Genomic DNA, 25,489 nt, shown 5'->3' with positions numbered 1-25,489 from the left:
CGGCTCGGCGCCGCTCGAACTGATCACGCGCATGCTGTTCGCGGCGCGCGCGACCGTGCATTACGCGCGCGGGGCTTCGACGGGTGGCGTGCCTTCATGAAATAGCGTCTTGAGTTGTGAGCGCAATTCCGGCGAGTCCGCATGCTTGTGCACTGTCACGGCGTGTTGGACGGCCGCGTCCAGCAGTTCGCTCTCGCTGTCGGCGGACAGGGCAACGGTGCAATTCATTTCGCTCGGAAACTCGCGACAGTCGATGTATTTGCGAGTCATGGCAATCTCCTTGATCGAAAGACGAAACACCCCCAAGGGGCAGCAGGGGCGCAGGCCGCCTCCACGTCCTCAGTGGCAACACGGCAGCGTGGGCGGCGTCGGGCGCAATGGAAATGGCGGGATCGGTTGACGCGGAGACGACGCGGGCCGCGTCCGATGGAAGGTGTTTGAAAAGTATAGTTCGCGTGCGGGGATTGAAAAGCAGTGAGCGCAGACCGGGCAAAGTCGAAACGGCCCGAACCCAGGTTTTTTCGGCCGCCTGCTCCGGCACCGAGGTTCCCGTTTGCCCTGCGCTGCCCACGGTGTGAAAATAGCGCCCTTCGCGCCGCCCGATCGCCGGAACGGATCAATCGGCGCGCCGACCTTCCGCTCATCCGCAGGACAGCATGTCATCCTCCCTCGATTCCGCCCGCGTTGCCGTGATCGGCGGCGGCCCCGCCGGCTTGATGGCCGCCGAGGCGCTTGCCCTGCACGGCGTGCAGGTCGACGTCTACGACGCGATGCCGTCAGTCGGCCGCAAATTCCTGATGGCGGGCAAAGGCGGCATGAATATCACGCATTCCGAGCCACTCGCGCCGTTTCTCGGCCGCTACGGCGCGCGCCGTGAACAGATCGCGCCGCTGCTCGACGCGTTCGGTCCCGACGCTTTGCGGGCATGGCTGCAGGGACTTGGCATCGAGACGTTCGTCGGCAGTTCGGGACGGGTTTTCCCCACCGACATGAAAGCGGCGCCGATGTTGCGTGCGTGGTTGCATCGCTTGCGGGAAGCCGGTGTGCGCTTCCACATGCGCCACAAGTGGACCGGCTGGGACGGCGATAGCGGTGACAACATCGCCGCCCACACACTTCGCTTCGCCACACCCGACGGTGAGCAACACGCGAGCTATGACGCCGTGGTGTTCGCGCTCGGCGGGGCAAGCTGGCCGAGGCTCGGTTCGGACGCCGCCTGGGTACCGCTACTGAGCGCGCGCGAGGTGGCGGTGGCGCCATTGCAGCCGGCGAACTGCGGCTTCGATGCGGACTGGAGCCCCTATCTGCGCGAACGTTTCGCCGGTCAGCCAGTGAAATCCGTGGCCATCACGCTCACCGATGTAGACAATAAAGTCCACAATCGACAAGGTGAAATACTTCTGACCGAAACCGGTCTCGAAGGGAGTCTGATTTATGCGCTGTCCGCCACTATCCGGGAGCGAATTCTCGCCGACGGCGATGTGACGATTTCGCTGGATCTGGCGCCAGGCTTGACGTTGGAGCGTGTCATCGGCGAAGCCACGCGACCAAGAGGCTCGCGCTCCATGTCCACTCACCTGCACGGCAGAATCGGTATAAGCGGCGTAAAACTGGCCTTGCTGCACGAGATTCTGTCGAAGGAAGCGTTCGCCGATGCACATGGCCTCGCGCATGCGATCAAGGCGCTTCCGGTCCGGCTCACTCGCGCCCGGCCTATCGCTGAAGCGATCAGCACCGCCGGCGGGGTTTCGTTCGAAGCGCTGGACGAGCATCTGATGATCGAGCATCTGCCCGGCGCGTTTTGCGCGGGCGAAATGCTCGACTGGGAAGCGCCGACCGGCGGTTATCTACTCACCGCCTGCTTCGCCAGCGGGCTTGTGGCCGGACGCGGCGCATTGGCGTATCTCGCGGCGCACGGCGTGCCGCTCTGACATGCCCACGCCGCGTGTCAGCGGCGCCCTATTGCTGCGTGCGTGACCGCGCTCGATCTCGCTTCAGCATGTCGGGCACCGTCGTTTAGCGCGCCTTCAGACGCCAGAGCGACGTCACTTCAGCCACACGCGCCGTGTGCAGCGCATCGGTTTCGTCGGTCGACTTCGGGTGCCGCGGACGAATATCCTCGCGGCCAACCACGGTCAACCCGGCGGTTTCGATCGCGGCAAGCAGCCACTCGCGAGTACGCAGACCCAGATGCTCGGCAAAATCGGACATGATCAGCCAGCCTTCGCCACCAGGCGACAAATGCTCCGTCAAGCCGTTCAGAAAGCCGAGCAACATGCGGCTTTCCGCATCGTAGATGGCGTATTCGATCGGCGACGCGGGTCGCGCCGGCACCCACGGCGGATTGCAGACCACCAGCGGTGCGCGGCCTTCCGGAAACAGATCGGCCTGCACGATCTCCACTTGCTGATCGTAGCCAAGCCGCGTGAGGTTCTCGCGCGCGCACGCAAGCGCGCGCGGATCCTGATCGGTCGCAACGATTTTCTTCACGCCGCGTTTGGCGAGCAGCGCGGCCAGCACGCCCGTGCCGGTGCCGATATCGAACGCCTTGTTAAGCGACGGCAACGGTGTGCGCGCAACCAGATCCACATACTCGCCGCGCACCGGCGAAAACACGCCGTAGTGCGGATGAATGCGCTCGCCGAGCGCCGGGATTTCGACACCCTTCTTGCGCCATTCATGCGCACCGATCAGGCCGAGCAATTCGCGCAGCGACACGACCGAGGGTTCGTTGCTCGAGGGTCCGTAGGTTTCGACGCAGGCCTGCTGCACTTCAGGCGCGCGGCGCAGCGGAATGCCGTAAGCGGCGTCGAGTGGGATCAGAATCATGCCGAGCGTGCGGGCACGTTGCGACTGTGCCTGACGATGCAGATTGAACGCGTCGATCGGCGTTTCACCCTGTTTGCGCGGTTTGCGTTCCAGCCGGCGCGTGACCGCCTGCAGCAGTTGGCGGGCGTTCTGAAAGTCGCCGTTCCACAGCAACGCCGTGCCTTCGCACGCGAGCCGATAGGCCGAGTCGGCGGTCGTGCGGTCGTCCGCGACGACGACGCGCCTGGGCGGCGGAACCGCGGCTTCAGAGCGCCAACGCGCGGAGCGGGGGCCGTCGGCTTCGGGCCAGGAGATGGTTGCGGGGCTGGTCATGATGAAGGTGGGGTCTGTGTTGCGGAAGTGACGCGGGGAAATCTCGCGTCTCGGGGGGCGTCGCCCGCCGGAGTGACTGATCGTGATGCCGACTGACGCCCGAATAGTACCTCTCTCAACCGGGTTCGCGGGATGGTATCTGTAGGAGGTCGCCCGGCAGAGCTTGATGCCACGCCCGTCCGGCCTGGTCTAAGAGCAAATAACGAGACCATCGTAGACTGAAGCGTCCACAATCGACAAGGTGAATGAGATATGGTGAAAATAGGCCCTTTTCCGTGTTCACCCATCACCGGCAATCGGCAAGCCTGCGCGCTCCTGCCCCGCGCGGCAAGGGCCGCCGCGCGCAAGCTGATTCCGTGCGCCTGATTCAGCCCCAAATAAAAAACGGGTTTCTGAAATTCTTCAGAAACCCGTTTCCATGCTACTGGTGCCGGCTGCAGGACTCGAACCCGCCACCTCATGATTACAAGTCAAGCGCTCTACCTGATGAGCTAAGCCGGCATGAGGCCGTGATTCTACTTCATTTCACGATCTTGAGGCGAGCCCTTCCGCCACCTTTCGTACCGTCATCGTCAGGTTGCGGATCGCCGGTCGCGCCATCCGTCCTCGCGGAGGTGGCATCAGCAGCAGAAGACGACGTTTCGACCGCGCGAGGCCCCGCGCCGATAGGCGCAGCCGGCGATTCGGGTTCGTCCGCCAGTTCCGCATCGGCGCCGGAATCCTGCGCTTCGCCACCTGCCGATTCGACCGGGAACGCCATGCCCTGGCCATTTTCGCGCGCGTAGATCGCGAGAATATTGGTGATCGGCACTTCGATCTTGTGCGACTTGCCGGAGAAGCGCGCGCTGAACTCGATCCATTCGTTGCCCATCTGCAACTGGCTGGTCGCCTCGAAGCTGATGTTCAGCACGATCTCGTTGTCACGCACAAACTGACGCGGCACGCGCGTCTGATTGTCGACCCGGACCGCGATATGCGGCGTATAGCCGTTATCCGTGCACCACTCGTACAGCGCGCGCAGCAGATACGGTTTGGTGGAAATCTCTTGCATCAACAGTCCTCTTACCGGGTTTGGGCGCGCACGGAAAACGATCGAGACGCGGCGCCCTCACCCCAAAGCCAAACTCAACGACGCATCACCTTTTCCGAAGGCGTCAGCGCTTCGATATAGGCCGGGCGGCTGAAAATGCGCTCAGCGTACTTCATCAGCGGTGCAGCGTTCTTCGACAACTCGATGCCATAGTGATCCAGACGCCACAGCAACGGCGCGATCGCGACGTCCAGCATCGAGAACTCTTCGCCGAGCATGTACTTGTTCTTCAGGAAGATCGGTGCGAGTTGTGTCAGACGATCGCGGATGGCAAGACGCGCCTTCTCGTGATTCTTCTCAGCCGCCTTACCCTTTTCGTTTTCGAGGGTGCCGACGTGAACAAACAGTTCCTTCTCGAAATTGAGCAGGAACAGACGGGCGCGGGCGCGCTGCACCGGATCGGCCGGCATCAGTTGCGGATGCGGAAAACGCTCGTCGATGTACTCGTTGATGATGTTCGATTCGTACAGAATCAGGTCCCGTTCGACGAGAATCGGCACCTGACCATACGGATTCATCACAGCGATGTCTTCCGGCTTGTTAAACAGGTCGACGTCGCGGATCTCGAAGTCCATGCCCTTTTCGAACAACACCAGCCGGCAGCGCTGGGAGAACGGGCAAGTTGTGCCGGAATACAGAACCATCATATTTACGTTTCCTCAAAAAGCTGAAAGGCCAGCGCGCGGAAAAACCGTTCAACAGGTCTTTCCTGGCGCCGGCCCCACGCCGGATAACGGCGTGATTATTTGATATCTTTCCAGTACGCGGCGTTCAGTCGCCAGGCGAAAAAGCTCAGGATGCCGAGGAACATCAGCACCCACACGCCTAGCTGCTTGCGGGTTTTCTGTGTCGGTTCGGACATCCATGACAGGTACGACACGAGGTCGGCCACAGCAGAATCATAATCTACCGGCGACATCGTCCCCGGCGTGACCTGTTGGTAGCCGACGAATTTGTGCACTGTCTCGCCGGTTTTTTCGTCGACTTCGTCACCGAACTTCGCGGTACGTTGCCCCTGAAGTTGCCACAACACGTGAGGCATGCTCACGTTTTCATACACCAGATTGTTCCAGCCGGTCGGCCGCGTATTGTCGCGATAAAAACTGCGCAAATACGTATAGAGCCAGTCCCTGCCACGCGCCCGCGCTTCCACCGACAAATCCGGCGGGCTCGCGCCGAACCACGCTTTCGCGTCCTCCGGGCGCATCGCCACCGTCATGGTGTTGCCGATTTTATCCGTGGTGAACAGCAGGTTCGACTGGATTTCGTTCGGCGTAATGCCGAGGTCGGTCAGCCGGCTGTAGCGCATCAGATTCGCGCTGTGACAATTCAGGCAGTAGTTTACAAACAATTGTGCGCCGTGCTGCAACGAAGCAAAATTCTCCGCGTTATCGGGCGCGCGGTCGAGAGGGAAATTCTCGTCCGCGTGCGCCGGCCCGGCCAGCACCGCGAGCAGTGTCGCGCCGATCAGCGCGCACGTCGAAAGCAGTTTTTTCATCTTCGTGTTCTCCTGGCTCGCGATTAGTGGGGCTTGAACCGCACCCGCTCGGGTGGCTGCTTGAACGTGCCAAGCCGCGTCCAGACGGGCATGCCGAGGAAAAACGCGAAATAGATCAGCGCGCACACCTGAGCAATCAACGTCGAGGCTGGCGACGGCGGTTTAGTGCCGAGGAAGCCCAACGTCAGGAAAGCGAGCACGAAGATCCCGTAGAACACCTTGTGGAAAAACGGCCGGTAACGGATCGACTTTACCGGCGAGCGGTCGAGCCACGGCAGGAAGAACAGCGAGATCACCGCGCCGCCCATCACCACCACGCCCCAGAACTTCGATTCGGTGAAGGCCATGGCCAGCACCACGAGCACCGCGAGCACCGGCAAACCGAGCTTCCACTTGCCACGCGCGCGCACCAGTGCAAACAGCCCAAGCAACGCGACGATGATCATCAGCACGATCTTGAACGGATCGGTAGTGGCGCGCAGCATCGCATAGAATGCCGTGAAGTACCACACCGGCGCAATTTCCTGCGGCGTTTGCAGCGGATTGGCGGCAATGAAGTTATTGGCCTCAAGGAAATAGCCGCCCATCTCCGGCGCGAAGAAAATGATCGCCGCGAAGATCATCAGGAACACCGAGACGCCCATGAAGTCGTGCACGGAGTAGTACGGATGGAACGGAATGCCGTCGAGCGGAATTCCATCCGCGCCCTTCTTCGCCTTGATCTCGATGCCGTCGGGGTTGTTCGACCCCACTTCGTGCAGCGCCACAAGGTGAGCGACCACGAGGCCGATCAGCACCAGCGGAATCGCGATCACGTGAAACGCGAAGAAGCGGTTCAGCGTCACGTCCGACACGACATAATCACCGCGGATCCACAACGACAGATCCGGCCCGATGAACGGAATCGCCGAGAACAGGTTCACGATCACCTGCGCGCCCCAGAACGACATCTGGCCCCACGGCAGCAGATAGCCGAAAAACGCCTCGGCCATCAGGCACAGAAAAATCGCGCAACCGAACACCCACACCAGCTCACGCGGCTTGCGATACGAACCGTACAGCAGCCCGCGGAACATATGCAGATACACGACGACGAAGAACATCGACGCGCCCGTGGAGTGCATATAACGGATCAGCCAGCCCCAGGGCACCTCGCGCATAATGTACTCGACCGACGCGAACGCGAGCGTCGAGTCGGGCTTGTAGTTCATGGTGAGGAAAATACCGGTGACGATCTGATTGACCAGCACCAGCAATGCGAGCGAACCGAAGAAGTACCAGAAGTTGAAGTTCTTCGGCGCGTAGTACTCGGAAACGTGCTTCTTCCATGTGGACGTCATGGGGAAGCGCCGGTCGATCCAGCCAACCAGCCCGGTTGTCTCTACTTCATGATCGATCGCCATTACGCTTCTCCTTTCTCGTCCTTGCCGATCACGAGGCTGGTAGCCGACGTGAACATGTAAGGCGGGATGTCGAGGTTCTGCGGCGCAGGTTTGTTCTTGAAGACGCGGCCGGCCATGTCATAGGTCGAGCCGTGGCAAGGGCACAGGAAGCCGCCTGGCCAGTCGTCTGGAAGATTGGGCTGCGGCCCCTCCTGGAAGCGCGGCGTCGGCGTGCAGCCCAGATGGGTGCACACGGCGACAGCGACGAAAAGATTCTTATGGTCGGTGCGCGAACGGAACTCGTTGTTGCAGTACTCCGGCAACGGCATCGAAAAAGGATTCTTGGTGTGGGGATCCGCTACTTCGTTATCGGCTTTCTGGACATCGGTAAGCATCCGGTCGGTGCGGTTGATGATCCACACCGGTTTGCCACGCCAGGCAACGGTTTTCATGTCGCCGGGCTTGAGATCACTGATATCGACTTCGACCGGGGCGCCTGCCGCCTTGGCCTTTTCAGATGGTGCAAACGAACTAACAAAGGGTACGACAGTGGCAACGCCTCCTATGCCACCTGCTACGGTCGTCGCTATCAGCCAGGTACGGCGGCCGCCGTCGACGCGTTCATCTTCCTTGTCTCGCATTACACGCCCCACTTCTGAGTTGGATTTTTCCTTCACGTCGCTTCTACCGCCGCTAGTTTGCGCGAATGGAGTCGGCATTTACAAGGCCCCATTGCCAAAAACCGTGCGAAGCCCTTGATAAGTCAGGGTTTCTCCGTACGGATCGCAAACTTTTCTGCACCTCCTTTTAAGTACCCTCTACGTTATTCGTGCCTTTTTCTTATCTAATGCCAATTTTCAGTTTCAGACGGGATTAGGGATATCGATAAACACGTGTTCGATATCGAACTGCTCGGACAGATGCTTGCCCACCGCCTGCACGCCAAAGCGCTCGGTGGCGTGATGGCCGGCTGCGAGGAACGCCACGCCGCTTTCCGCCGAGGTGTGCATCACCGACTCCGACACTTCACCGGTCAGATAAACGTCGGCGCCGGCATTGATGGCAGCGTCGAACATGCCTTGTGCGGCCCCCGTGCACCAGCCGACGCGGCGCAGTTCGCGATCCGGGTCGCCAAACACGAGCGGCGTGCGCCCAAGCGTCTGCTCGACTTGCGCGGTGAAGTGCGCGAGCGTGATCGGCATCGGGAAGGTGGCGAGCCAGCCGAGATCGTTCTCGCCAAAGCGCGCGTCGCTGATCCAGCCCATCTTCTGGCCGATCTGCGCGTTGTTGCCGAACTCGGGATGGTCGTCGAGCGGCAGGTGATAGGCGAACAGGTTCAGGTCGTTGCCGATCAGGAGCTTCAGCCGCGCGTGTTTGCGCCCGGTGATTTGTGGCGCCTCGTTGCGCCAGAAGTAGCCGTGATGGACCAGCACCGCGTCCGCGCCCCAGTCGAGCGCGGCCTCGAGGAAGGCCACCGAAGCCGTCACGCCGGTCGCGAGCTTATTGATCCTGCGGCGCCCCTCCACCTGCAATCCATTGGGGCAATAGTCCTTGAAGCGCGCGGTTTCAAGAAGATTGTTCAAGTACAATTCAAGTTCGATCCGATCCATATAAACCTCTAGTCTTCAGATGCTTAGACGCTTTTGGCTGTTCTTTGCCCAAGCGGTGACTGTGCTGTTGGCGCTGATGTTCATCATTGCGACGCTCAAACCGCAGTGGCTGCAGCGTCAAGGGCAATTCGGCAAGCAACTCGCCGAACCGATCGTCGCCCTTCGGGAAGTGGCGCCAGGCATCGGCACGGGCCCCGCACAGGCGTCGTATGCGGACGCCGCGCAAAAAGCCATGCCCGCGGTCGTCAACGTGTTCTCCAGCAAGGATGGCTCACTGCCGCCCGATCCGCGCGCGAAAGATCCATTGTTCCGCTACTTCTTTGGTGACAAGAACAAAGGCAAGCAGCAGGAACAACCCGCGTCGAACCTGGGCTCGGGTGTGATAGTGAGTTCGGAAGGTTACATTCTAACGAACCAGCACGTCGTGGACGGCGCCGATCAGATCGAAATCGCCCTGGCCGATGGTCGCACCACCGAGGCGAAGGTGATCGGCGTCGACCCCGAGACCGATCTGGCCGTGCTGAAGGTCAATATGACCAATCTGCCCACCATCACGCTCGGCCGCATGGACCAGACGCGTGTGGGCGACGTGGTGCTGGCGATCGGCAATCCGTTCGGTGTCGGCCAGACGGTGACCATGGGCATTGTCAGCGCGCTCGGGCGCAATCACCTCGGCATCAACACGTTCGAAAACTTCATTCAGACCGACGCGGCGATCAACCCGGGCAACTCCGGCGGTGCGCTGGTCGACGTGAACGGCAATCTGCTCGGCATCAATACCGCCATCTATTCGCGCTCGGGCGGCTCGCTCGGCATCGGCTTTGCGATTCCTGTGTCGACCGCGCGCAGCGTGCTGGAAAGCATCATCACGACGGGTTCGGTCACGCGTGGCTGGATCGGCGTGGAGCCGCAGGACGTGACGCCGGAAATCGCCGAATCGTTTGGGCTCGAACAGAAGTCGGGGGCGATTGTCGCCGGCGTGCTGAAGAACGGACCGGCCGACCGTGCGGGCATCAAGCCCGGTGACATCCTCGTGAGCGTGAACGGCCAGGAGATTACCGACACCACGCGCCTCCTGAATGTAATCGCGCAGATCAAGCCGGGCACGGCCGCAAAGGTCCACCTGGTGCGCAAGAGCCGCGAGATGGATCTGGACGTGACCATCGGCAAGCGCCCACCGCCGCCAAAGCAACCGGCGGAAGACAACGGCGGCGGCGGCGATCAGGACGACGACGGCGGTTGAGAAGATATCGATAGCGCCCACGCTGGCGGCACCGCAAAACAAAAAAGGGCAGTTCCTTGACGGAGCTGCCCTTTTTGCTTGAAGTGCGTCGTGTTCAACCCGGGGGACTATCGTCCGCAATCACGGGCTTCTGCTTGCCCACAATCAAGCGCGCCGCGATGATGCCCGCCTCGTACAGCACGATCAGCGGAATCGCGAGAATCAGTTGCGAGAACACGTCCGGCGGCGTCACCACCGCCGAAATCACGAACGCGCCCACGATCACGTACGGACGGATTTCCTTGAGTTTCTTGATAGTCAGCACGTTCATGCGGACCAGCAGCACCACCACGATCGGCACTTCGAACGTCACGCCGAACGCGATGAACATGGTGAGCACGAAGCTCAGGTAATTGTCGATGTCGGTCGTCATCTCCGCGCCGAGCGGCGCGTTGTAGTGCGCCATCACGCGGAAAATGGTCGGAAACACCACAAAGTACGCGAACGCCATGCCGCACAGGAACAGCGTGTAGCTGCTGCCCACCAGCGGCCCGACCAGCTTCTTCTCATGCTGGTACAGACCCGGCGCGACGAACGCCCAGATCTGGTACAGCACGATCGGCAACGCGATCACGAAGGCGACCAGCATGGTCACCTTCATCGGCACGAAGAACGAGCCGGTGACGTCGGTGACGATCATCTTGCCGTCCTTCGGCAGATTCTGCATCAGGGGCCGCGCCAGCAGCCGGAAGATATCCGGCGCCCAATATACGAGCCCGATGAACACCACGATGACGGCAAGGCCGGCGCGGATGATGCGGTCGCGCAGTTCAACGAGGTGGGAAATGAAGGTCTCTTCAGTGCCTTCGTCCTGGGTTTGCTGGGGGTCGCTCACACCGGCCCTCGGTTAGAGATTGTCGTTCTGATCATCAGAAGAACCGCGTCGGACGACGCATGGTGGCCGGCGTATGCCGCGCCACGCGCGCCGCACCCGACTGCACGCGCGTACGGCGCGCAGTGGCGCGCTTGTACCAGGTGGGCATGGCGGTCTGCTTGACGCGCCAGTTTTTGCGTTTGGGACCTGCCGGTGGCGTGCTGATCGGCCAAGACGAATTGCCGACGTCTTCAAGCGCGCCGCCGGCAATGCTCGGCGACACCGACGTGCCGCTGTTCCACGCATCGTTCAGTTCGGCTTCATGCTTGCGCAGATTGTCGTGAACGCTGGTTTCGACGTTGCTCGCCGCCGCTTCGAACTCCGTTTTCATGCGACGCAATTCGTCGAGTTCGATTTCGCGGGTCACTTCCGCCTTCACGTCGTTGATATACCGCTGCGCGCGGCCGAACAACGCGCCGGCCGTACGGGCGACGCGAGGCAGGCGCTCAGGCCCGAGTACGACCAGCGCGACGACGCCGATCAGCGCCATCTTGGTTAGACCGAGGTCCAGCATGAAGTGAAGTGTCCGTCAGTAACGCGGTTGGGCCGCGGCTTAGCGGTAATCGCCGGAGCGCGGCGTCTTTTCCTTCGCATCCACATCCACGGTGCCGTTACGCGGCAGTTCGCGCTGTTGCGCTTCGCCTGCGGGCGTTTCGGCTTCCTTCATGCCTTCCTTGAAACCCTTCACCGCGCCACCCAGATCGGTACCGATATTGCGCAGCTTCTTCGTGCCGAACACGAGCGCCACGATCAACAACACGATCAGCCAATGCCAAATGCTCAACGAACCCATGACTACTCTCCTTAACCCCGACACCGCATCGTGATGCGGCAAAACTCGTGCGCCTTGCGGCGTGAATCGAAGCGCGGACGCTCCATCTGTACGTTGCCGCGGGCTGTTTCGATTCGACCCGCGACACGGTGTGCCATTCTGACCCGGCGATCACGTCGCCGTCATTACAACCTGGTAAAAAACCACGGTGTTGCCGGTGTTGCCGGTGCTGACGGCCAAACCTCGCCGCGCACCTTCGGTAGCGCCCTTTTCCGTCAACCCATCCGCTGCCATGGCCGCGGCCCGGCCAGGATGTGCGCGTGCAGGTGATACACCTCTTGCCCGCCACCTGGCCCCGTATTGATTACCGTGCGAAAACCGGTTTCGCCACCGGTGTACGCGACGCCCAATTGCTCAGCCAGACGCGCCACTAAAACAAGCATTCTACCAAGCAGCGGCGCCTCGCTTTCGGTGCAATTCGACAGCGTGGCGATGTGCTTGCGAGGAATCACCAGCACATGCGTTTCGGCTGCCGGACGGATGTCGCGAAAGGCGACAAACTCTTCGTCTTCGTGAACTTTGGTCGACGGAATTTCGCCGGCGGCGATCTTGCAGAACAGGCAGTTTGGGTCGTGGCTCATCGTATTCCTGACACAGTATGGCTACAGCGCGAAGCGTGCCGCGACGCGGTTCAGGTCCCGCCCGGCCGCAACCGGACTCGACTCAAACCCAGCCACGCGGATTCGCGAACGGCTTGTTATCGTACAGATACAGCCAGCCTTTGATAATACGGTACAACATCCAGATGCTGACGGCCCACAGAACCGGAATACCGATCAGCACGAACAACAGCAGCCCGCCGATCGCATAACCCAGCAAAGCCATCCAGAACGTACGGATCTGCCACTCGAAATGCGCCTCATACGGCGTGCCCACCACATCCGGGCGCTTCACGTAGTTGATGATGATCGCGATCAGAATCGTCAGGCCACCGGTCAGCCAGTGCACCGCATACAACGCGTACAGCACATGCGTGAGCGTGCGCAGACTGCGCTCGCGCTCCGGCTCGATCGCGTTGCGGTAGACCGGCGGCGGATAATTCCCTTGCGACTGTTCCATGCTTGCGTCCTCCCGAGGATGCGATCCGATGCGTTCAGTGCAATGTGGGTGCCGACGTTCGCCACTTCAAGACATCGCGGCAGGCAGGCGGCATTCAGTCGCCGTTCGCTTCACGCTCGCGGCTCTTGCGCAGCGCCTTTTCCTCGATGCCCGACAGGCCTTCACGGCGCTCGAGTTCGGCAACCACGTCAGCCGGACTCAGGTCGAAATGCGACAGCATCACGAGACAGTGAAACCAGAGGTCCGCTACTTCGCCGACCAGGGCTTTCGGCGCGCCGCCGTGGCGCGTATCTTTCGCGGCCAGCACGACTTCGGTGGCTTCTTCGCCGATCTTCTTGAGAATCGCGTCATCGCCCTTGTGGAACAGGCGCGACACGTACGAGACGTCCGGATCACCGCCCTTGCGGCTGTCGATAATCGCCGCGAGGCGCAGCAGCGTGTCGCTGGTGGACGTAGATGGCGTGGATTGCGTCATTTGTAGATGTGTTCGGGGTCTTTCAACACGGGATCGACGGCGACCCAGCCGCCATCTTCAACCGTGCCTTCGAATTTCTGGAAAAAGCACGAGTGACGGCCGGTGTGGCAAGCGATGCCCGACACCTGCTCGACCTTCAGCAGCACCACGTCTTCGTCGCAATCGAGCCGCACTTCATGCACATGCTGTACGTGGCCGGATTCTTCGCCCTTGAACCACAGGCGCTGGCGCGAACGCGAAAAGTACACCGCGCGGCCGGTTTCGACGGTTTTCGCCAGTGCCTCGCGGTTCATCCACGCGAACATCAGGACGTCGTTGCTCGAGGCTTCCTGCGCGATCACCGGCACGAGGCCGTTCGCGTCCCACCTGACCTTGTCGAGCCAATCTGCTGCCGAAGAATTCGTCACGTTACAACCTCACCGAAATGCCTTGATCGGCCATGAAGCGCTTGGCCTCCCCCACGGTGTGTTCGCCGTAGTGGAAGATGCTGGCGGCCAGCACGGCGTCCGCGTGACCGTTCTTGATGCCGTCGGCCAGATGCTGCAGCGAGCCGACGCCGCCGGAGGCGATCACGGGAACCGACACGGCATCGGACACCGCGCGCGTGAGCGCGAGATCGAAGCCGCTCTTGGTGCCGTCGCGGTCCATGCTGGTCAGCAGGATCTCGCCCGCACCCAGTTCGGCCATCTTGCGCGCCCATTCGACGGCCTCGAGGCCGGTGGCCTTGCGCCCACCATGCGTGAAGACTTCCCAGCGCGGCGGTTCGCCGTCCGCAGAGACGCGCTTCGCGTCGATCGCAACGACGATGCACTGCGAGCCGTATTTGTCCGTCGCGTCGCGCACGAGTTGCGGATTCGCGACCGCCGACGAGTTCATGCTGATCTTGTCCGCGCCCGCATTCAACAGCCGCCGCACGTCTTCGACGGCGCGCACGCCGCCGCCGACCGTCAGCGGAATGAACACCTGCGAGGCGACCGCCTCGATGATCGGCAGGATCAGGTCGCGCTGGTCGGAGGTGGCGGTGATGTCGAGGAAGGTGAGTTCGTCGGCGCCCTGGTCGTCGTAGCGGCGCGCGATTTCGACCGGGTCGCCGGCATCGCGCAGTTCGACGAAGTTGACGCCCTTGACCACGCGTCCAGCCGTGACGTCGAGACAGGGGATGATGCGTTTAGCTAGAGCCATGATCTTGCAATTCTGCCAATACCGCTGATGAGGCCGCTCGCCTGAATCTTCACGAGCGGCGCTGTGCCGGCGCGGCGAGCCGCGTCATACCGCAACAATGTGCAAACAAAGATGCGGCTTGACGCGCTTTCGGAACACGCCGTTGCGTCCGCTTTCGAGTTCGCTGCTGCCTGCCGCGCCGATTCCAGGTTGACCGCGGCGCTTCAGGCATTCGACCTTAAGCGTCGTCCGATTCGCGCAGCCGGTCCGCGAGGGTTTGCGCCGCCGCGAAGTCCAGATCGCCCGAGTAGATTGCCCGGCCGCAGATCACGCCTTCGATGCCCTCGTCCTCGACTTCGCATAGCGATTCGATGTCCGTGAGATTCGACAGGCCGCCGCTCGCGATCACCGGAATCTTCACCGCGCGCGCCAGACGAACCGTGGCTTCGATGTTGATGCCCTGCAGCATGCCGTCGCGGCCGATGTCCGTGTAGATGATCGACTCGCAGCCATAATCCTCGAACTTGCGCGCCAGATCAGCCACTTCATGGCCGGTCAGCTTGCTCCAGCCGTCGGTGGCCACTTTGCCGTCTTTCGCATCCAGCCCGACGATGATGTGGCCGCCGAAAGCCGTGCAGGCATCCTGCAGGAAGCCCGGATTCTTCACCGCAGCCGTGCCGATGATGACGTAGGACAAACCGTCGTCCAGATAGCGCTCGATCGTGTTCAGGTCGCGGATACCGCCGCCCAGCTGGACGGGAATCTCGCCACCCACTTCCTCGATGATCGCGCGAATCGCGTCTTCGTTTTTCGGCTTGCCGGCGAATGCGCCATTCAGATCGACAAGATGCAGACGGCGGGCGCCGCGGTCGACCCAATGCCGGGCCATTGCCGCCGGTTCCTCGGAAAATATCGTCGCCTGGTCCATATCGCCCTGTTTGAGGCGTACACACTGACCATCTTTCAGGTCGATGGCGGGAATCAGCAGCATAGCAATCGGGTGTTGTCTGGGAGGTGGTTGAAGGTTGGCGGCAGCGTCTGGTAAGCCAGCTCGCCGTAACGCCGTTCCGCTAGTTTAGTACAACTCTTTCGGCACCCTTGCCGGGCGTCCTCTCGGGAGGAAATCAACGTGCTACGGTGGCGGCGCGCGGCAGCCGCCCTGCGGGTCGCGGAACGGCGCACGGCAACAGGACGAAAAAAGGCGCTCACGGGTTCCAGTGCACGAAGTTGCGATACACGCGCAGCCCCGCCTCGGCGCTCTTTTCCGGGTGAAATTGGGTCGCGAAGATGTTATCCCGCGCCACCGCCGAGGTAAAGGGCACACCGTACACCGTTTCGCCCGTGGTATGGGCGGCGTTGTCCGGCACGACGTAATAGCTGTGCACGAAGTAGAAAAACGCGTTGTCCGCAACGCCGTCCCACAACGGATGCGGCAGCGCCTGACGCACGCGGTTCCAGCCCATTTGCGGCACCTTGAAGCGCGAACCGTCGTCCTGCACCTGGCCTTCCAGGTCGAAGCGCAGCACTTTGCCCGGCAACAAGCCCAAGCCAGGCGTATCGCCTTCCGCGCTCCAGTCGAACAGCATCTGCTCGCCCACGCACACGCCCATCAGCGGTTTGCTGCGCGAGGCTTCAATGACCGCCTCCTGCAGGCCGGATTCGGCCAGACTGCGCATGCAGTCGGGCATCGCGCCCTGACCGGGCAGCACCACGCGGTCGGCCGAACGGATTGCCTCGGGCTGATCGACGATCGCCACGTCCGCTTCCGGCGCGGCTTTGCGCAATGCCTGGGCAACCGAACGCAGGTTGCCCATTCCGTAATCCACAATCGCTATCGAAGTTTTCATTTCAAGTTAGGCAGCAATGCCTTCAATCCATCGACGATGAATTCCACCGCCAGCGCCGATAACATCAAACCCATGAGCCGCGTGCCGATGTTGATCCCCGTGCGACCCACCCAGCGGGCAATCGGTTCAGCGAGGCGCAGCGAAAAAAAGCAGATCGCCGCCAGTACCGCGCCGATCGCCACGAGGCTCAACCGGTCGTACCAGTGCGCCGAACCGGCCGCGTAAATAATCGTGGTGCTGATCGCGCCCGGGCCGGTCAGTAGCGGAATCGCCAGCGGCACGACCGCGATGTTGTCCTTCTGCTCGGCTTCATGGCGCTCTTCCGGCGTCGAACGACTGTTGCCGATCTGCGCGTTCAGCATGTTGATCGCCATCAGCAGCATGATGATCCCGCCGCCGACTTCAAGCGACCCGACCGAAATGCCAAAGAAGCTGATGATCTGCTGCCCGAGCAGCGTGGTCACCGCAATCACGCAAAACACCGAAATCGCCGCGATACGGATGGTTCTACGCCGCTCCACGTCGCTCTGATGCGCCGTCAGGCTCATAAAGAACGGAATGGCGCCGACCGGGTTGATCAGCGCCAGCAGCGAAATAAACGACTTCAGAATGTCCATCGCACACCGGGTGCGGGCAAGCGCAGCCGGTCCTGGTCTCGAGACTGGTAAATGAGCGCTTAAAGGCTGCCCTTGGTCGACGGAATCTGCCCCGCCGCGCGTTCGTCCAGTTCGACGGCCATGCGCAAGGCACGCCCGAACGCCTTGAACACCGTTTCCATCTGATGATGGGCGTTCAAGCCGCGCAGGTTGTCGATATGCAGCGTGACGCCGGCGTGGTTCACGAAGCCGCGGAAAAATTCGATGGAGAGATCGACGTCGAACGTGCCGATGCGCGCGCGCGTGAACGGCACGTGGAATTCGAGGCCCGGACGGCCGGAAAAATCGATCACGACGCGCGACAGCGCTTCGTCGAGCGGCACGTAGGCATGACCGTAGCGGCGAATGCCCTTGCGCTCGCCGATTGCCTTGGCAACGGCCTGACCGAGCGTGATGCCGACGTCTTCGACCGTATGGTGGTCGTCGATTTCGAGGTCGCCATGCGCTTCGATGTCGAGATCGAACAAGCCGTGCCGTGCGATCTGGTCGAGCATGTGATCAAGAAACGGCACGCCGGTGGCCAGCTTCTGCTGACCGGTGCCGTCCAGATTGATCTTCACACGGATCTGCGTTTCGCTGGTATTGCGAACGACTTCCGCAAGGCGCATGGTAATTCCTCGAATCTAGCTAGAAAGCGATAGGTAGGTGGGATGGGAAACAGCGAGCGGTGGCCCGCGCGCGCTTTTCGCCATGGGGAAAAGCGCTCACGCGGCCATTCAGCTAGCCGTTCAGTGCAATACGAGTTTCAGTCCGGCGATCAACTGGGCGTTTTCTTCGGGCGAACCGACGGTCAAACGCACGCAATTGACCAGCAATGGATGCATTTTACTCACGTTTTTGATCAAAACCCGTGCTGCCAGCAGCGTTTCGAACATAACGGATGCATCAGGCACCCGCACCAGCAGGAAGTTGCCGGCGCTCGGGAACACTTCGGCACCCGGCAGCTCGGCCACGGCTTGCGCGAGTTTCGTGCGTTCTTCACGCAATTGCGCGGCTTGAGCGTCGAGCACGTCGACGTGATCGAGCAGGAAATCGGCGGCGGCTTGCGTCAGCACGTTGGTGTTGTAAGGCGGCCGCACCTTGTCGAATTCGGTGAGCCACGCGGGTTTGCCGACCAGATAACCGAGGCGGATCCCGGCTAGACCGAGCTTGGACACGGTGCGCATCACAACGACGTTGTCGAACGCATCGGCACGCGGCAACCAGCTTTGCTGCGCGAACGGCTGGTAGGCCTCGTCGATCACCACCAGGCTTTTGTTCGCTGCGGCGATGATGCGCTCCATGTCCGCGTCGTCGTACAGCGTGCCGGTCGGATTGTTCGGGTAGGCCAGATAAACGATCGCCGGCTCATGCTCGGCGATCGCCGCCAGCATCGCTTCGGTGTCGAGCGTGAAATCGGACTTCAGCGGCACGCCGATGAAGTCCAGATTCGCCAGCTTCGCCGACATCTGATACATCACGAAACCCGGCACCGGCGCGAGCACTTTGGCGCCCGGTTGCGCGCACGCCACCGACACCATGCTGATGATTTCATCCGAGCCGTTACCCAGCAGCACCTCGCAACCCGCGGGCACGCCCATAACGCGCTTGATCTTTTCGATCAGCGCTTCCGGACGCGGCGCCGGGTAGCGATTCAGCGCCACCCCGGCCAGATGCTCGCCCAGATGGGCGGCAAGCACCGGTGGCAGCGGGAACGGGTTTTCCATCGCGTCGAGCTTGATGTAGCCCGTGGCGTCAGGAACCGGATAGCTCGTCATCGCGAGCACGTCGCGGCGGATGATATCTTGAGGTGTCGTCATAAGTCAGTGGACCGGCCCACATGAAGGACGCCGGCCCGGCAGCGGGTATCGGCGGCTTGGGGACTGCCCCAGGTTGGTCTGTATTGTCGTTATTTAACGGGAAACCGCGCGAAATCCGTCGGTAAATTTCGCGGGCATCGGTTTGATGCCCGCCCCGCGCCTGTACGGTCAGCCGCCTTGCCGCATCCGGTATTCAGCACTACGGGCGTGAGCCTGCAGGCCTTCGCCGTAAGCGAGTTCGGCGGCGATCTCACCCAGTGTCTGCGCGCCTTCCGCGCTGACCTCGATCACGCTCGAGCGCTTGAAGAAATCGTAGACGCCCAACGGGGACGAAAACCGTGCGGTACGCGACGTAGGCAGCACATGATTCGGCCCCGCGCAGTAGTCGCCGAGGCTTTCGCTGGTGTAGCGGCCGAGGAAGATCGCACCGGCGTGGCGAATCAACTGACCCCATTGATGCGGCTCCAGCGCGGAGATTTCGAGATGCTCCGGTGCGATGTCGTTGGCAATCGCGCAGGCCTCGGCCATATCGCGCACCTTGATCAGCGCACCACGGCCTTCGAGCGACGCGCGGATCACGTCTTGACGCGGCATGGTAGGCAGCAATTCGTTGATCGCGTCACGCACGCGGGCAATGAATGCATCGTCCGGACACAGCAGGATGGATTGCGCGAGCTCGTCGTGCTCGGCTTGCGAGAACAGATCCATCGCGATCCAGCGCGGGTCCGTCGTACCGTCGCACAACACGAGAATTTCCGACGGCCCGGCGATCATGTCGATCCCGACTGTGCCGAACACACGGCGCTTGGCCGAGGCGACATAGGCATTGCCCGGGCCGCAGATCTTGTCGACCGCCGGCACCGTTTCCGTGCCGTACGCCAGTGCGCCCACTGCCTGCGCGCCGCCGATCGTGAACACGCGATCCACACCGCCCAGCAAGGCAGCCGCCAGCACCAGCGGATTTTTCACGCCGTCCGGCGTGGGCACGACCATGACGATTTCACGCACACCGGCCACGCGGGCCGGAATCGCGTTCATCAGCACCGACGACGGATACGCCGCCTTGCCGCCCGGCACATAGATACCCGCGCGATCCAGCGGCGTGACCTTCTGGCCGAGCACGGTGCCGTCGGCTTCCGTGTACTGCCAGCTATGGCTGCCGCACTCGATCTTCTGCTTCTCGTGGTAACCGCGCACGCGCGCCGCCGCCGCTTCGAGCGCCGCACGGCGCTTCGGCTCGAGGCTTTCCAGCGCGGCTTCGAGTTCCGACATCGGCAACTCGAGCGCTTCGACGCTCTTCGCCTCGACCCGGTCGAAGCGGTTCGTGTACTCCAGCACCGCGGCGTCGCCGCGCGCCTTCACGTCATTCAGAATCTGCGCGACCGAGCGCTCGATTGCTTCGTCTTCGCTCGCCTCGAACGCGAGCACCGCGTGCAGCGCCTTGTGAAAGTCGGGCGCGCTGGAATCGAGTTTGCGAATCTTGATAGACATACGGGTATCCGTTTCGGTAAGGCGCGCGTTAAAGCCTGACCACGCGCGTGGTCAAACGATTCAGGCGGCCGCGGTGCCGGCCTTCGACGCGCGTTCGAATGCGTCGAGGATCGGTCGCAGCGCGGCGCGCTTGAGCTTCAGCGCCGCCTGATTCACAACGAGGCGCGACGAAATCTGCATGATCTCCTCCACCTCGACAAGATTGTTGGCGCGCAAGGTGTTGCCCGAACTCACCAGGTCGACGATCGCGTCAGCGAGACCGACCAGCGGCGCCAGCTCCATCGAACCGTACAGCTTGATCAGGTCGACGTGCACACCCTTGGCGGCAAAATGCTCACGTGCGGTCTCAACGTACTTGGTCGCCACGCGCAGGCGTGCGCCCTGGCGCACCGCGTTCGCGTAGTCGAATCCGGCCGCCACCGCCACCGACATACGGCACCGCGCGATATCCAGGTCGACCGGCTGATACAGCCCGCTGCCGCCGTGCTCGAGCAGGACGTCTTTGCCTGCCACGCCGAAATCGGCCGCGCCGTATTCGACGTAGGTCGGAACATCTGTGGCGCGCACGATGATCACGCGCACATTCGCGTCCGTGGTGGGCAGAATCAGCTTGCGCGAAGTTTCCGGATCTTCGGCAACTTCAATGCCGGCCGCGGCGAGCAGCGGCAGCGTCTCTTCGAAGATACGCCCTTTCGACAAAGCCAGCGTAAGCGGCGCGCTCACGGCCGGCGACGACGACGTTTGCGGCATCGAACTCATGCCTGGCTCCCGGCGATACGACGCACCTTGGCGCCGATGGCGTTGAGCTTGGTTTCCATCCGGTCGTAACCCCGATCCAGGTGATAGATGCGGTCGATCAGCGTTTCACCTTCGGCACGCAGCGCGGCGATTACCAGGCTCGCCGAAGCGCGCAGGTCGGTTGCCATCACCTTCGCGCCGGACAGTTTCTCGACGCCGGTCACGAGCGCGGTGTTGCCGTCAATCGTGATGCTCGCGCCGAGGCGGTTCAATTCCTGCACGTGCATGTAGCGGTTCTCGAAGATCGTCTCGACGACTTGCGAGGTGCCGTCCGCGATCGTGTTGAGCGCCATGAACTGCGCCTGCATGTCGGTCGGGAACGCGGGATATTCGGACGTGCGGAAGCTCACCGCGCTCGGCCGCTTGTCCATGCGAACGCGCATCCAGTCGTCGCCTTCTTCGACCGTGACGCCTGCTTCACGCAGCTTTTCGGTCACGGCTTCCAGGATCAGCGGACGTACTTTACGCAAGGTGACATCGCCGCCGGCGGCCGCGACCGCGCACAGGAATGTACCGGCTTCAATACGATCCGGAATCACCGTGTGCTTCGCGCCATGCAACCTGTCGACGCCCTGGATGACCAGACGGTCGGTGCCGATACCTTCGATTTTTGCGCCCATCTCGACCAGCAGATGCGCGAGGTCGCCCACTTCCGGCTCACGCGCGGCGTTCTCGATGACCGTCTCGCCTTCAGCCAGCACCGCTGCCATCAGCAGATTTTCGGTGCCCGTCACGGTGATCATATCGGTCACGATACGCGTGCCCTTCAGACGCTTCGCGCGCGCTTCGATGAAGCCGTGCTCGATCGTGATTTCCGCGCCCATGGCCTGCAGGCCCTTGATGTGCTGATCCACCGGACGCGCGCCGATCGCGCAGCCACCCGGCAGCGACACCCTGGCGTGGCCGAAGCGCGCCACCAGCGGGCCGAGCACCAGAATCGACGCACGCATGGTCTTCACCATTTCATACGGCGCGACGAGGTTATCGACCTTCGATGCATCCAGCGACACCCGCCCCTCACCGCTCTCGATGCGCACGCCCATCTGGCCGAGCAGCTTCAGCATCGTGCGCACGTCCTGCAAGTCGGGCACGTTCTCCAGATGCACCGGCTCCGCGCTGAGCAGACTCGCGCACAGGATCGGCAACGCCGCGTTCTTCGCGCCTGAGACGACGACTTCGCCCGACAGCGGGTAGCCACCTTCAATGACGAGTTTATCCATGCCTGTCAGTTCCTGATCGACCCGGACTTCAGCCGGGCCCGCTTTGACTTTGTTCGACGCGCCGCTACCGGCGTCGCGCCCTTCTTGAGTAATTCGCACTAAATTTCCAGATTACGCGTTCTGCCATTCGGCGGGCGTCAGCGTCTTCATGCTGAGCGCGTGGATTTCTTCGCGCATGCGGTCGCCGAGCGCCGCATACACGAGTTGATGGCGCGCGATCAAACGCTTGCCTTCGAAGCTCGGCGAAACGATGGTCGCGAAGAAATGCTGACCGTCGCCCTCGACTTCGAGATGCTGGCAAGCGAGTCCAGCCGCGATGTATTGCTTGACCTGTTCGGGAGTCGGCAACATGAGAGAAGCTCCTGATCAGTGGCGCAGTTTGTAGCCGGAAGCGAGCATGCGCATCGCCACCACGGCCAGCACCACAAAGAAACCGGCAACGATCGCGAGGCTCTCGAGCGGATTGATATCCGACATCCCGAAGAAACCGTAGCGAAAGCCGTCGATCATGTAGAAAAAGGGATTGAGCCGCGACACTTCGCGCCACACCGGCGGCAGCGTGTGCGTCGAGTAGAACACGCCCGAGAGGAACGTGAGCGGCATAATCAGAAAGTTTTGAAATGCAGCAAGCTGATCGAACTTTTCGGCCCAGATGCCCGCGATCAAACCAAGCGTGCCCAGGATCGCCGCGCCAAAGATGGCGAACGCGATAATGTAAAGCGGCGCACTGAAGCTGACCGGCACGAACCAGATCGTCACGATAAACACACCGAAGCCGACCGCCAGACCCCGTGCCACAGCCGCGAGCACATACGCGCCGAACATCTCGTAGTGCGAGAGCGGCGGCAGCAGCACGAACACCAGGTTACCGGTGATCTTCGACTGGATCAGCGAGGACGAACTGTTGGCAAAGGCGTTCTGCAACACGCTCATCATCACGAGGCCGGGAATCAGGAAGCTCGTGTATTCGACGCCCGGATAGACCTGAACGTGACCGCGCAACGCGTGGCCGAAAATCGTCAGATACAACAGCGCGGTGATGACCGGCGCCAGCACGGTCTGGAACGCCACCTTCCAGAAACGCAGGATTTCCTTGTAAAACAGCGTACTGAAACCACTGTAACCGCTCATGCAAGCCCCTCGATCACTTCCGGACCGTTCATCACCTGAACGAACACATCTTCGAGGTCGGCTTTGCGGACCTCGATTTCTTCGAATGTACAGCCCGCCGCGCGGCACTGCGCGAGAATCCGCTCGACGTCGTCGTAGCTCGCGAGGCGCAGCAGATGCTGACGGCCATTGCCGTTGCCCGTGCCGCTGTCCACTTCGAGGGGACGCAACTCGGCCGGCAACACGCCTTCTGTAAAGCGCAGGAACAACTGCATGCCGGCGAAGCGTTGCAGAAGCGTGCTGGTGCGCTCGAGCGCCACGACCTCGCCGCGCCGCAACATCGCGATGCGGTCGCACAGCGATTCGGCTTCTTCCAGATAGTGCGTGGTCAGCACGATCGTGTGACCTTCGCGATTCAGGCGCGAGATAAATTTCCACAAGGTTTGACGCAGCTCGACGTCGACGCCCGCGGTCGGCTCATCCAGCACGATCACCGGCGGCCGGTGCACCAGCGCCTGCGCGACGAGCACGCGGCGCTTCATGCCGCCGGATAGCGCGCGCATGTTGGCGTCGGCTTTGTCGGTGAGGTCGAGATTGGCCATGATCTCGTCGATCCACGCGTCGTTATTGCGCAGCCCGTAGTAGCCGGACTGGATGCGCAAGGTTTCGCGGACGGTGAAGAACGGATCGAACACGAGTTCCTGCGGCACCACGCCGAGCGCGCGGCGCGCGTCGCGGAAGTCGCTGACTACGTCGTGGCCACGAACCGCGATGCTGCCTTCATCGGCGCGTGCGAGACCGGCGAGTATGCTGATGAGCGTCGTCTTGCCCGCGCCGTTCGGACCGAGCAGTCCGAAGAACTCGCCTTCTTCCACCGTGAGGCTGACGCCCTTGAGCGCTTGCAAGTCCTTGTAGCGCTTCTTGACGTTACGAATTTCTATGGCTGACATGACTATGGGCCGCGTGCGTCGCGGCGCCTAAAGGAGCCCCGAGGGGGCGCAAAAATGCTGGAAGGGACGAAATTGGGGCCGGTTATATGCCCCAAAAAACGTTTGATTATAGGGCAAAAATCGGCGGCCCCGGCTGAGCCGGGGCGATTGGAAGTGACGCTATGGGAGCGTCAATGTCGTGCGCGCTGCAAGCAGCCTGAGAGGAGAGTCGGCACTTGAGCGCTCACTGCGGCCGACACAACAGGGTGTCGACGCCATAGGCTTGTGCAAGGCTGGCGAGACCAGCCGGCAGGTTGACGATCTGGAACGCGGCGCCGCGTGCCTGAGCGGCACGCTCCCACGCGAGCAGGACGGCGAGCGCGGTCGAATCGAATTGCACGAGCGGCGCGCAGTCCACGCCGTTCGCGCCCGCCGCGATACGCTGCAAACCCGCCTCGAACGCGGCTTTCGCGCTCTCGTGGGTCAGCGTCGCGCCGCTTTCGAAGCGGCTCGCGACGGCGGCGTTCAGCACTTCGCTCACGACTGCTTGCCCGCGGCGAGTTGCTGATTACGCTGCGTGAGGAACTGGATCAACCCGTCCACGCCCTTCTGCTGGATCTGCTCGTTGAACTGCTGCTGATACGCCTGGATCAGCCACGCGCCGAGCACGTTGATGTCATAGACGCGCCAGCCTTGCGGGGTCTTGTACAGACGGTAGTCGAGTTCGATCGGCGAGCCGTTGTTCATCACGACCGAGCGAACCACCGTGTCGGTGTCGTCCGGATTCATGCGGAACGGCTTGTACTGGATCTGCTGATCGCGGACCTGGGCGAGCGCGCCCGAGTACGTGCGGATCAGCAGCATCTTGAACTGCTCGACCACCTGATTTTGCTGCTCCGGCGTGGCGGTGCGCCAGTTGCGGCCCATTGCCAGCTGCGTGGTGCGGCGGAAATCGGTGTACGGCAGGATTTTTTCGTTGACGAGCTGGGTGATGTGCGAAATGTCGCCTTGCTGGATCGACTTGTCGGCGCGCACGGCGTCGATCACTTGCTGTGTGACGGTCTTGATCAGGGCGTCAGGCGAACTGGAGTCGACCGTTTGTGCCGAGGCACCGGCACTGGCGAACGAAAACAGCGCAGCAAACAAAGGAAACAGGAAGAATTTTTTCATATCGAGCCTTGCTTTAAAAATAGTGCAACCGTTTGAGCCGACATTAACACGCGAGTTCAGCAGCA

31 protein-coding genes and 1 tRNA gene are annotated in these 25,489 nt (G+C 61.9%); 2 read left to right on the top strand and 30 right to left on the bottom strand.

What is annotated here, in order from left to right:
• Positions 1-60: 60 nt before the first annotated feature.
• A complete protein-coding gene (locus AC57B6_RS07480) occupies positions 61-270 on the bottom strand; it encodes a DUF1059 domain-containing protein (RefSeq protein WP_028199661.1) in 210 nt (69 codons plus the stop codon).
• Between the two features lie 386 nt (positions 271-656).
• Here AC57B6_RS07480 and AC57B6_RS07475 point away from each other — a divergent pair, with 386 nt between their 5' ends.
• Complete coding sequence (locus AC57B6_RS07475; RefSeq protein WP_496420929.1) at positions 657-1,931, top strand: TIGR03862 family flavoprotein; 1,275 nt, start codon at positions 657-659, stop codon at positions 1,929-1,931.
• 85 nt (positions 1,932-2,016) lie between these two features.
• Here the strand turns inward: AC57B6_RS07475 and AC57B6_RS07470 are convergent, their stop codons facing one another.
• From AC57B6_RS07470 to AC57B6_RS07435, 8 genes are all read right to left on the bottom strand, one after another.
• Positions 2,017-3,141, bottom strand: coding sequence for a methyltransferase (locus AC57B6_RS07470; protein ID WP_406867586.1), 1,125 nt, complete (start codon positions 3,139-3,141; stop codon positions 2,017-2,019).
• A 425-nt stretch (positions 3,142-3,566) separates the two neighbouring features.
• Positions 3,567-3,642, bottom strand: a tRNA-Thr gene (locus AC57B6_RS07465).
• Between the two features lie 19 nt (positions 3,643-3,661).
• Positions 3,662-4,192 (bottom strand): ClpXP protease specificity-enhancing factor, encoded by a 531-nt coding sequence (locus AC57B6_RS07460; RefSeq protein ID WP_183803316.1) that lies wholly within the window; start codon positions 4,190-4,192, stop codon positions 3,662-3,664.
• Positions 4,193-4,266: 74 nt separating this feature from the next.
• Positions 4,267-4,878 carry a glutathione S-transferase N-terminal domain-containing protein gene (locus AC57B6_RS07455; RefSeq protein ID WP_006052302.1) on the bottom strand — a complete coding sequence of 204 codons (612 nt, stop codon included), beginning with the start codon at positions 4,876-4,878 and terminating at the stop codon, positions 4,267-4,269.
• 95 nt (positions 4,879-4,973) lie between these two features.
• Complete coding sequence (locus AC57B6_RS07450; RefSeq protein WP_496420928.1) at positions 4,974-5,729, bottom strand: cytochrome c1; 756 nt, start codon at positions 5,727-5,729, stop codon at positions 4,974-4,976.
• A 23-nt stretch (positions 5,730-5,752) separates the two neighbouring features.
• Positions 5,753-7,132 (bottom strand): cytochrome b, encoded by a 1,380-nt coding sequence (locus tag AC57B6_RS07445; RefSeq protein ID WP_028199656.1) that lies wholly within the window; start codon positions 7,130-7,132, stop codon positions 5,753-5,755.
• Entirely contained in the window at positions 7,132-7,752 is a 621-nt protein-coding gene (gene petA, locus AC57B6_RS07440) for a ubiquinol-cytochrome c reductase iron-sulfur subunit (protein ID WP_028199655.1), read from the bottom strand. The genes AC57B6_RS07445 and petA overlap by 1 nt, the downstream gene beginning before the upstream one ends.
• Positions 7,753-7,974: 222 nt before the next feature.
• On the bottom strand, positions 7,975-8,721 hold the full coding sequence (locus AC57B6_RS07435) for a Nif3-like dinuclear metal center hexameric protein (protein WP_028199654.1): 747 nt from the start codon (positions 8,719-8,721) through the stop codon (positions 7,975-7,977).
• Between the two features lie 19 nt (positions 8,722-8,740).
• Between AC57B6_RS07435 and AC57B6_RS07430 the strand changes: the two genes are divergently transcribed.
• Complete coding sequence (locus AC57B6_RS07430; RefSeq protein WP_028199653.1) at positions 8,741-9,964, top strand: Do family serine endopeptidase; 1,224 nt, start codon at positions 8,741-8,743, stop codon at positions 9,962-9,964.
• 94 nt (positions 9,965-10,058) lie between these two features.
• On the opposite strand, the gene tatC is transcribed toward AC57B6_RS07430, so the two are convergent.
• From tatC to AC57B6_RS07325, 21 genes are all read right to left on the bottom strand, one after another.
• Positions 10,059-10,838, bottom strand: coding sequence for a twin-arginine translocase subunit TatC (gene tatC, locus AC57B6_RS07425; RefSeq protein WP_028199652.1), 780 nt, complete (start codon positions 10,836-10,838; stop codon positions 10,059-10,061).
• A gap of 34 nt (positions 10,839-10,872) precedes the next feature.
• Positions 10,873-11,391, bottom strand: a complete 519-nt coding sequence (gene tatB / locus AC57B6_RS07420) for a Sec-independent protein translocase protein TatB (RefSeq protein ID WP_028199651.1) — start codon at positions 11,389-11,391, stop codon at positions 10,873-10,875.
• A 39-nt stretch (positions 11,392-11,430) separates the two neighbouring features.
• A complete protein-coding gene (gene tatA / locus AC57B6_RS07415) occupies positions 11,431-11,670 on the bottom strand; it encodes a Sec-independent protein translocase subunit TatA (RefSeq protein WP_028199650.1) in 240 nt (79 codons plus the stop codon).
• Between the two features lie 254 nt (positions 11,671-11,924).
• Entirely contained in the window at positions 11,925-12,290 is a 366-nt protein-coding gene (locus tag AC57B6_RS07410) for a histidine triad nucleotide-binding protein (RefSeq protein WP_028199649.1), read from the bottom strand.
• An 82-nt stretch (positions 12,291-12,372) separates the two neighbouring features.
• Positions 12,373-12,768 carry a DUF4870 family protein gene (locus AC57B6_RS07405; protein ID WP_028199648.1) on the bottom strand — a complete coding sequence of 132 codons (396 nt, stop codon included), beginning with the start codon at positions 12,766-12,768 and terminating at the stop codon, positions 12,373-12,375.
• Positions 12,769-12,862: 94 nt separating this feature from the next.
• Complete coding sequence (locus AC57B6_RS07400; RefSeq protein WP_030100683.1) at positions 12,863-13,243, bottom strand: phosphoribosyl-ATP diphosphatase; 381 nt, start codon at positions 13,241-13,243, stop codon at positions 12,863-12,865.
• Complete coding sequence (hisI, locus tag AC57B6_RS07395) at positions 13,240-13,650, bottom strand: phosphoribosyl-AMP cyclohydrolase (RefSeq protein WP_028199646.1); 411 nt, start codon at positions 13,648-13,650, stop codon at positions 13,240-13,242. The genes AC57B6_RS07400 and hisI overlap by 4 nt, the downstream gene beginning before the upstream one ends.
• A 1-nt stretch (position 13,651) precedes the next feature.
• Positions 13,652-14,425 (bottom strand): imidazole glycerol phosphate synthase subunit HisF, encoded by a 774-nt coding sequence (hisF, locus tag AC57B6_RS07390; RefSeq protein WP_028199645.1) that lies wholly within the window; start codon positions 14,423-14,425, stop codon positions 13,652-13,654.
• A gap of 217 nt (positions 14,426-14,642) precedes the next feature.
• Positions 14,643-15,395 carry a 1-(5-phosphoribosyl)-5-[(5-phosphoribosylamino)methylideneamino]imidazole-4-carboxamide isomerase gene (gene hisA, locus AC57B6_RS07385; RefSeq protein WP_012434504.1) on the bottom strand — a complete coding sequence of 251 codons (753 nt, stop codon included), beginning with the start codon at positions 15,393-15,395 and terminating at the stop codon, positions 14,643-14,645.
• Between the two features lie 214 nt (positions 15,396-15,609).
• Complete coding sequence (gene hisH / locus AC57B6_RS07380) at positions 15,610-16,251, bottom strand: imidazole glycerol phosphate synthase subunit HisH (protein WP_028199644.1); 642 nt, start codon at positions 16,249-16,251, stop codon at positions 15,610-15,612.
• Entirely contained in the window at positions 16,248-16,868 is a 621-nt protein-coding gene (locus tag AC57B6_RS07375; RefSeq protein WP_028199643.1) for a YchE family NAAT transporter, read from the bottom strand. The genes hisH and AC57B6_RS07375 overlap by 4 nt, the downstream gene beginning before the upstream one ends.
• 59 nt (positions 16,869-16,927) lie before the next feature.
• On the bottom strand, positions 16,928-17,515 hold the full coding sequence (gene hisB, locus AC57B6_RS07370) for an imidazoleglycerol-phosphate dehydratase HisB (protein ID WP_028199642.1): 588 nt from the start codon (positions 17,513-17,515) through the stop codon (positions 16,928-16,930).
• 120 nt (positions 17,516-17,635) lie between these two features.
• Positions 17,636-18,706: a histidinol-phosphate transaminase gene (gene hisC, locus AC57B6_RS07365; RefSeq protein WP_028199641.1), complete on the bottom strand. Its 1,071-nt coding sequence runs from the start codon at positions 18,704-18,706 to the stop codon at positions 17,636-17,638.
• 168 nt (positions 18,707-18,874) lie between these two features.
• A complete protein-coding gene (hisD, locus tag AC57B6_RS07360; protein WP_028199640.1) occupies positions 18,875-20,197 on the bottom strand; it encodes a histidinol dehydrogenase in 1,323 nt (440 codons plus the stop codon).
• Between the two features lie 60 nt (positions 20,198-20,257).
• Complete coding sequence (gene hisG, locus AC57B6_RS07355; RefSeq protein ID WP_028199639.1) at positions 20,258-20,956, bottom strand: ATP phosphoribosyltransferase; 699 nt, start codon at positions 20,954-20,956, stop codon at positions 20,258-20,260.
• On the bottom strand, positions 20,953-22,215 hold the full coding sequence (gene murA / locus AC57B6_RS07350) for a UDP-N-acetylglucosamine 1-carboxyvinyltransferase (protein WP_028199638.1): 1,263 nt from the start codon (positions 22,213-22,215) through the stop codon (positions 20,953-20,955). The genes hisG and murA overlap by 4 nt, the downstream gene beginning before the upstream one ends.
• A 111-nt stretch (positions 22,216-22,326) precedes the next feature.
• Positions 22,327-22,566: a BolA family protein gene (locus tag AC57B6_RS07345; RefSeq protein WP_028199637.1), complete on the bottom strand. Its 240-nt coding sequence runs from the start codon at positions 22,564-22,566 to the stop codon at positions 22,327-22,329.
• 15 nt (positions 22,567-22,581) lie between these two features.
• Positions 22,582-23,346, bottom strand: a complete 765-nt coding sequence (locus tag AC57B6_RS07340) for an ABC transporter permease (protein WP_028199636.1) — start codon at positions 23,344-23,346, stop codon at positions 22,582-22,584.
• Positions 23,343-24,275, bottom strand: coding sequence for an ABC transporter ATP-binding protein (locus tag AC57B6_RS07335; RefSeq protein ID WP_028199635.1), 933 nt, complete (start codon positions 24,273-24,275; stop codon positions 23,343-23,345). Before AC57B6_RS07335 ends, AC57B6_RS07340 begins: the two co-directional genes overlap by 4 nt.
• A gap of 223 nt (positions 24,276-24,498) precedes the next feature.
• Positions 24,499-24,795, bottom strand: a complete 297-nt coding sequence (locus tag AC57B6_RS07330) for an STAS domain-containing protein (RefSeq protein WP_028199634.1) — start codon at positions 24,793-24,795, stop codon at positions 24,499-24,501.
• On the bottom strand, positions 24,792-25,424 hold the full coding sequence (locus AC57B6_RS07325) for an MlaC/ttg2D family ABC transporter substrate-binding protein (RefSeq protein WP_028199633.1): 633 nt from the start codon (positions 25,422-25,424) through the stop codon (positions 24,792-24,794). The genes AC57B6_RS07330 and AC57B6_RS07325 overlap by 4 nt, the downstream gene beginning before the upstream one ends.
• Positions 25,425-25,489 lie beyond the last annotated feature (65 nt).

The organism is Paraburkholderia sp. BGA-UO-ETr-F12, assembly GCF_059567945.1.
The sequence above is the reverse complement of the archived record's forward strand: the minus strand, read 5'-3'. Positions and strand labels throughout refer to the sequence as shown.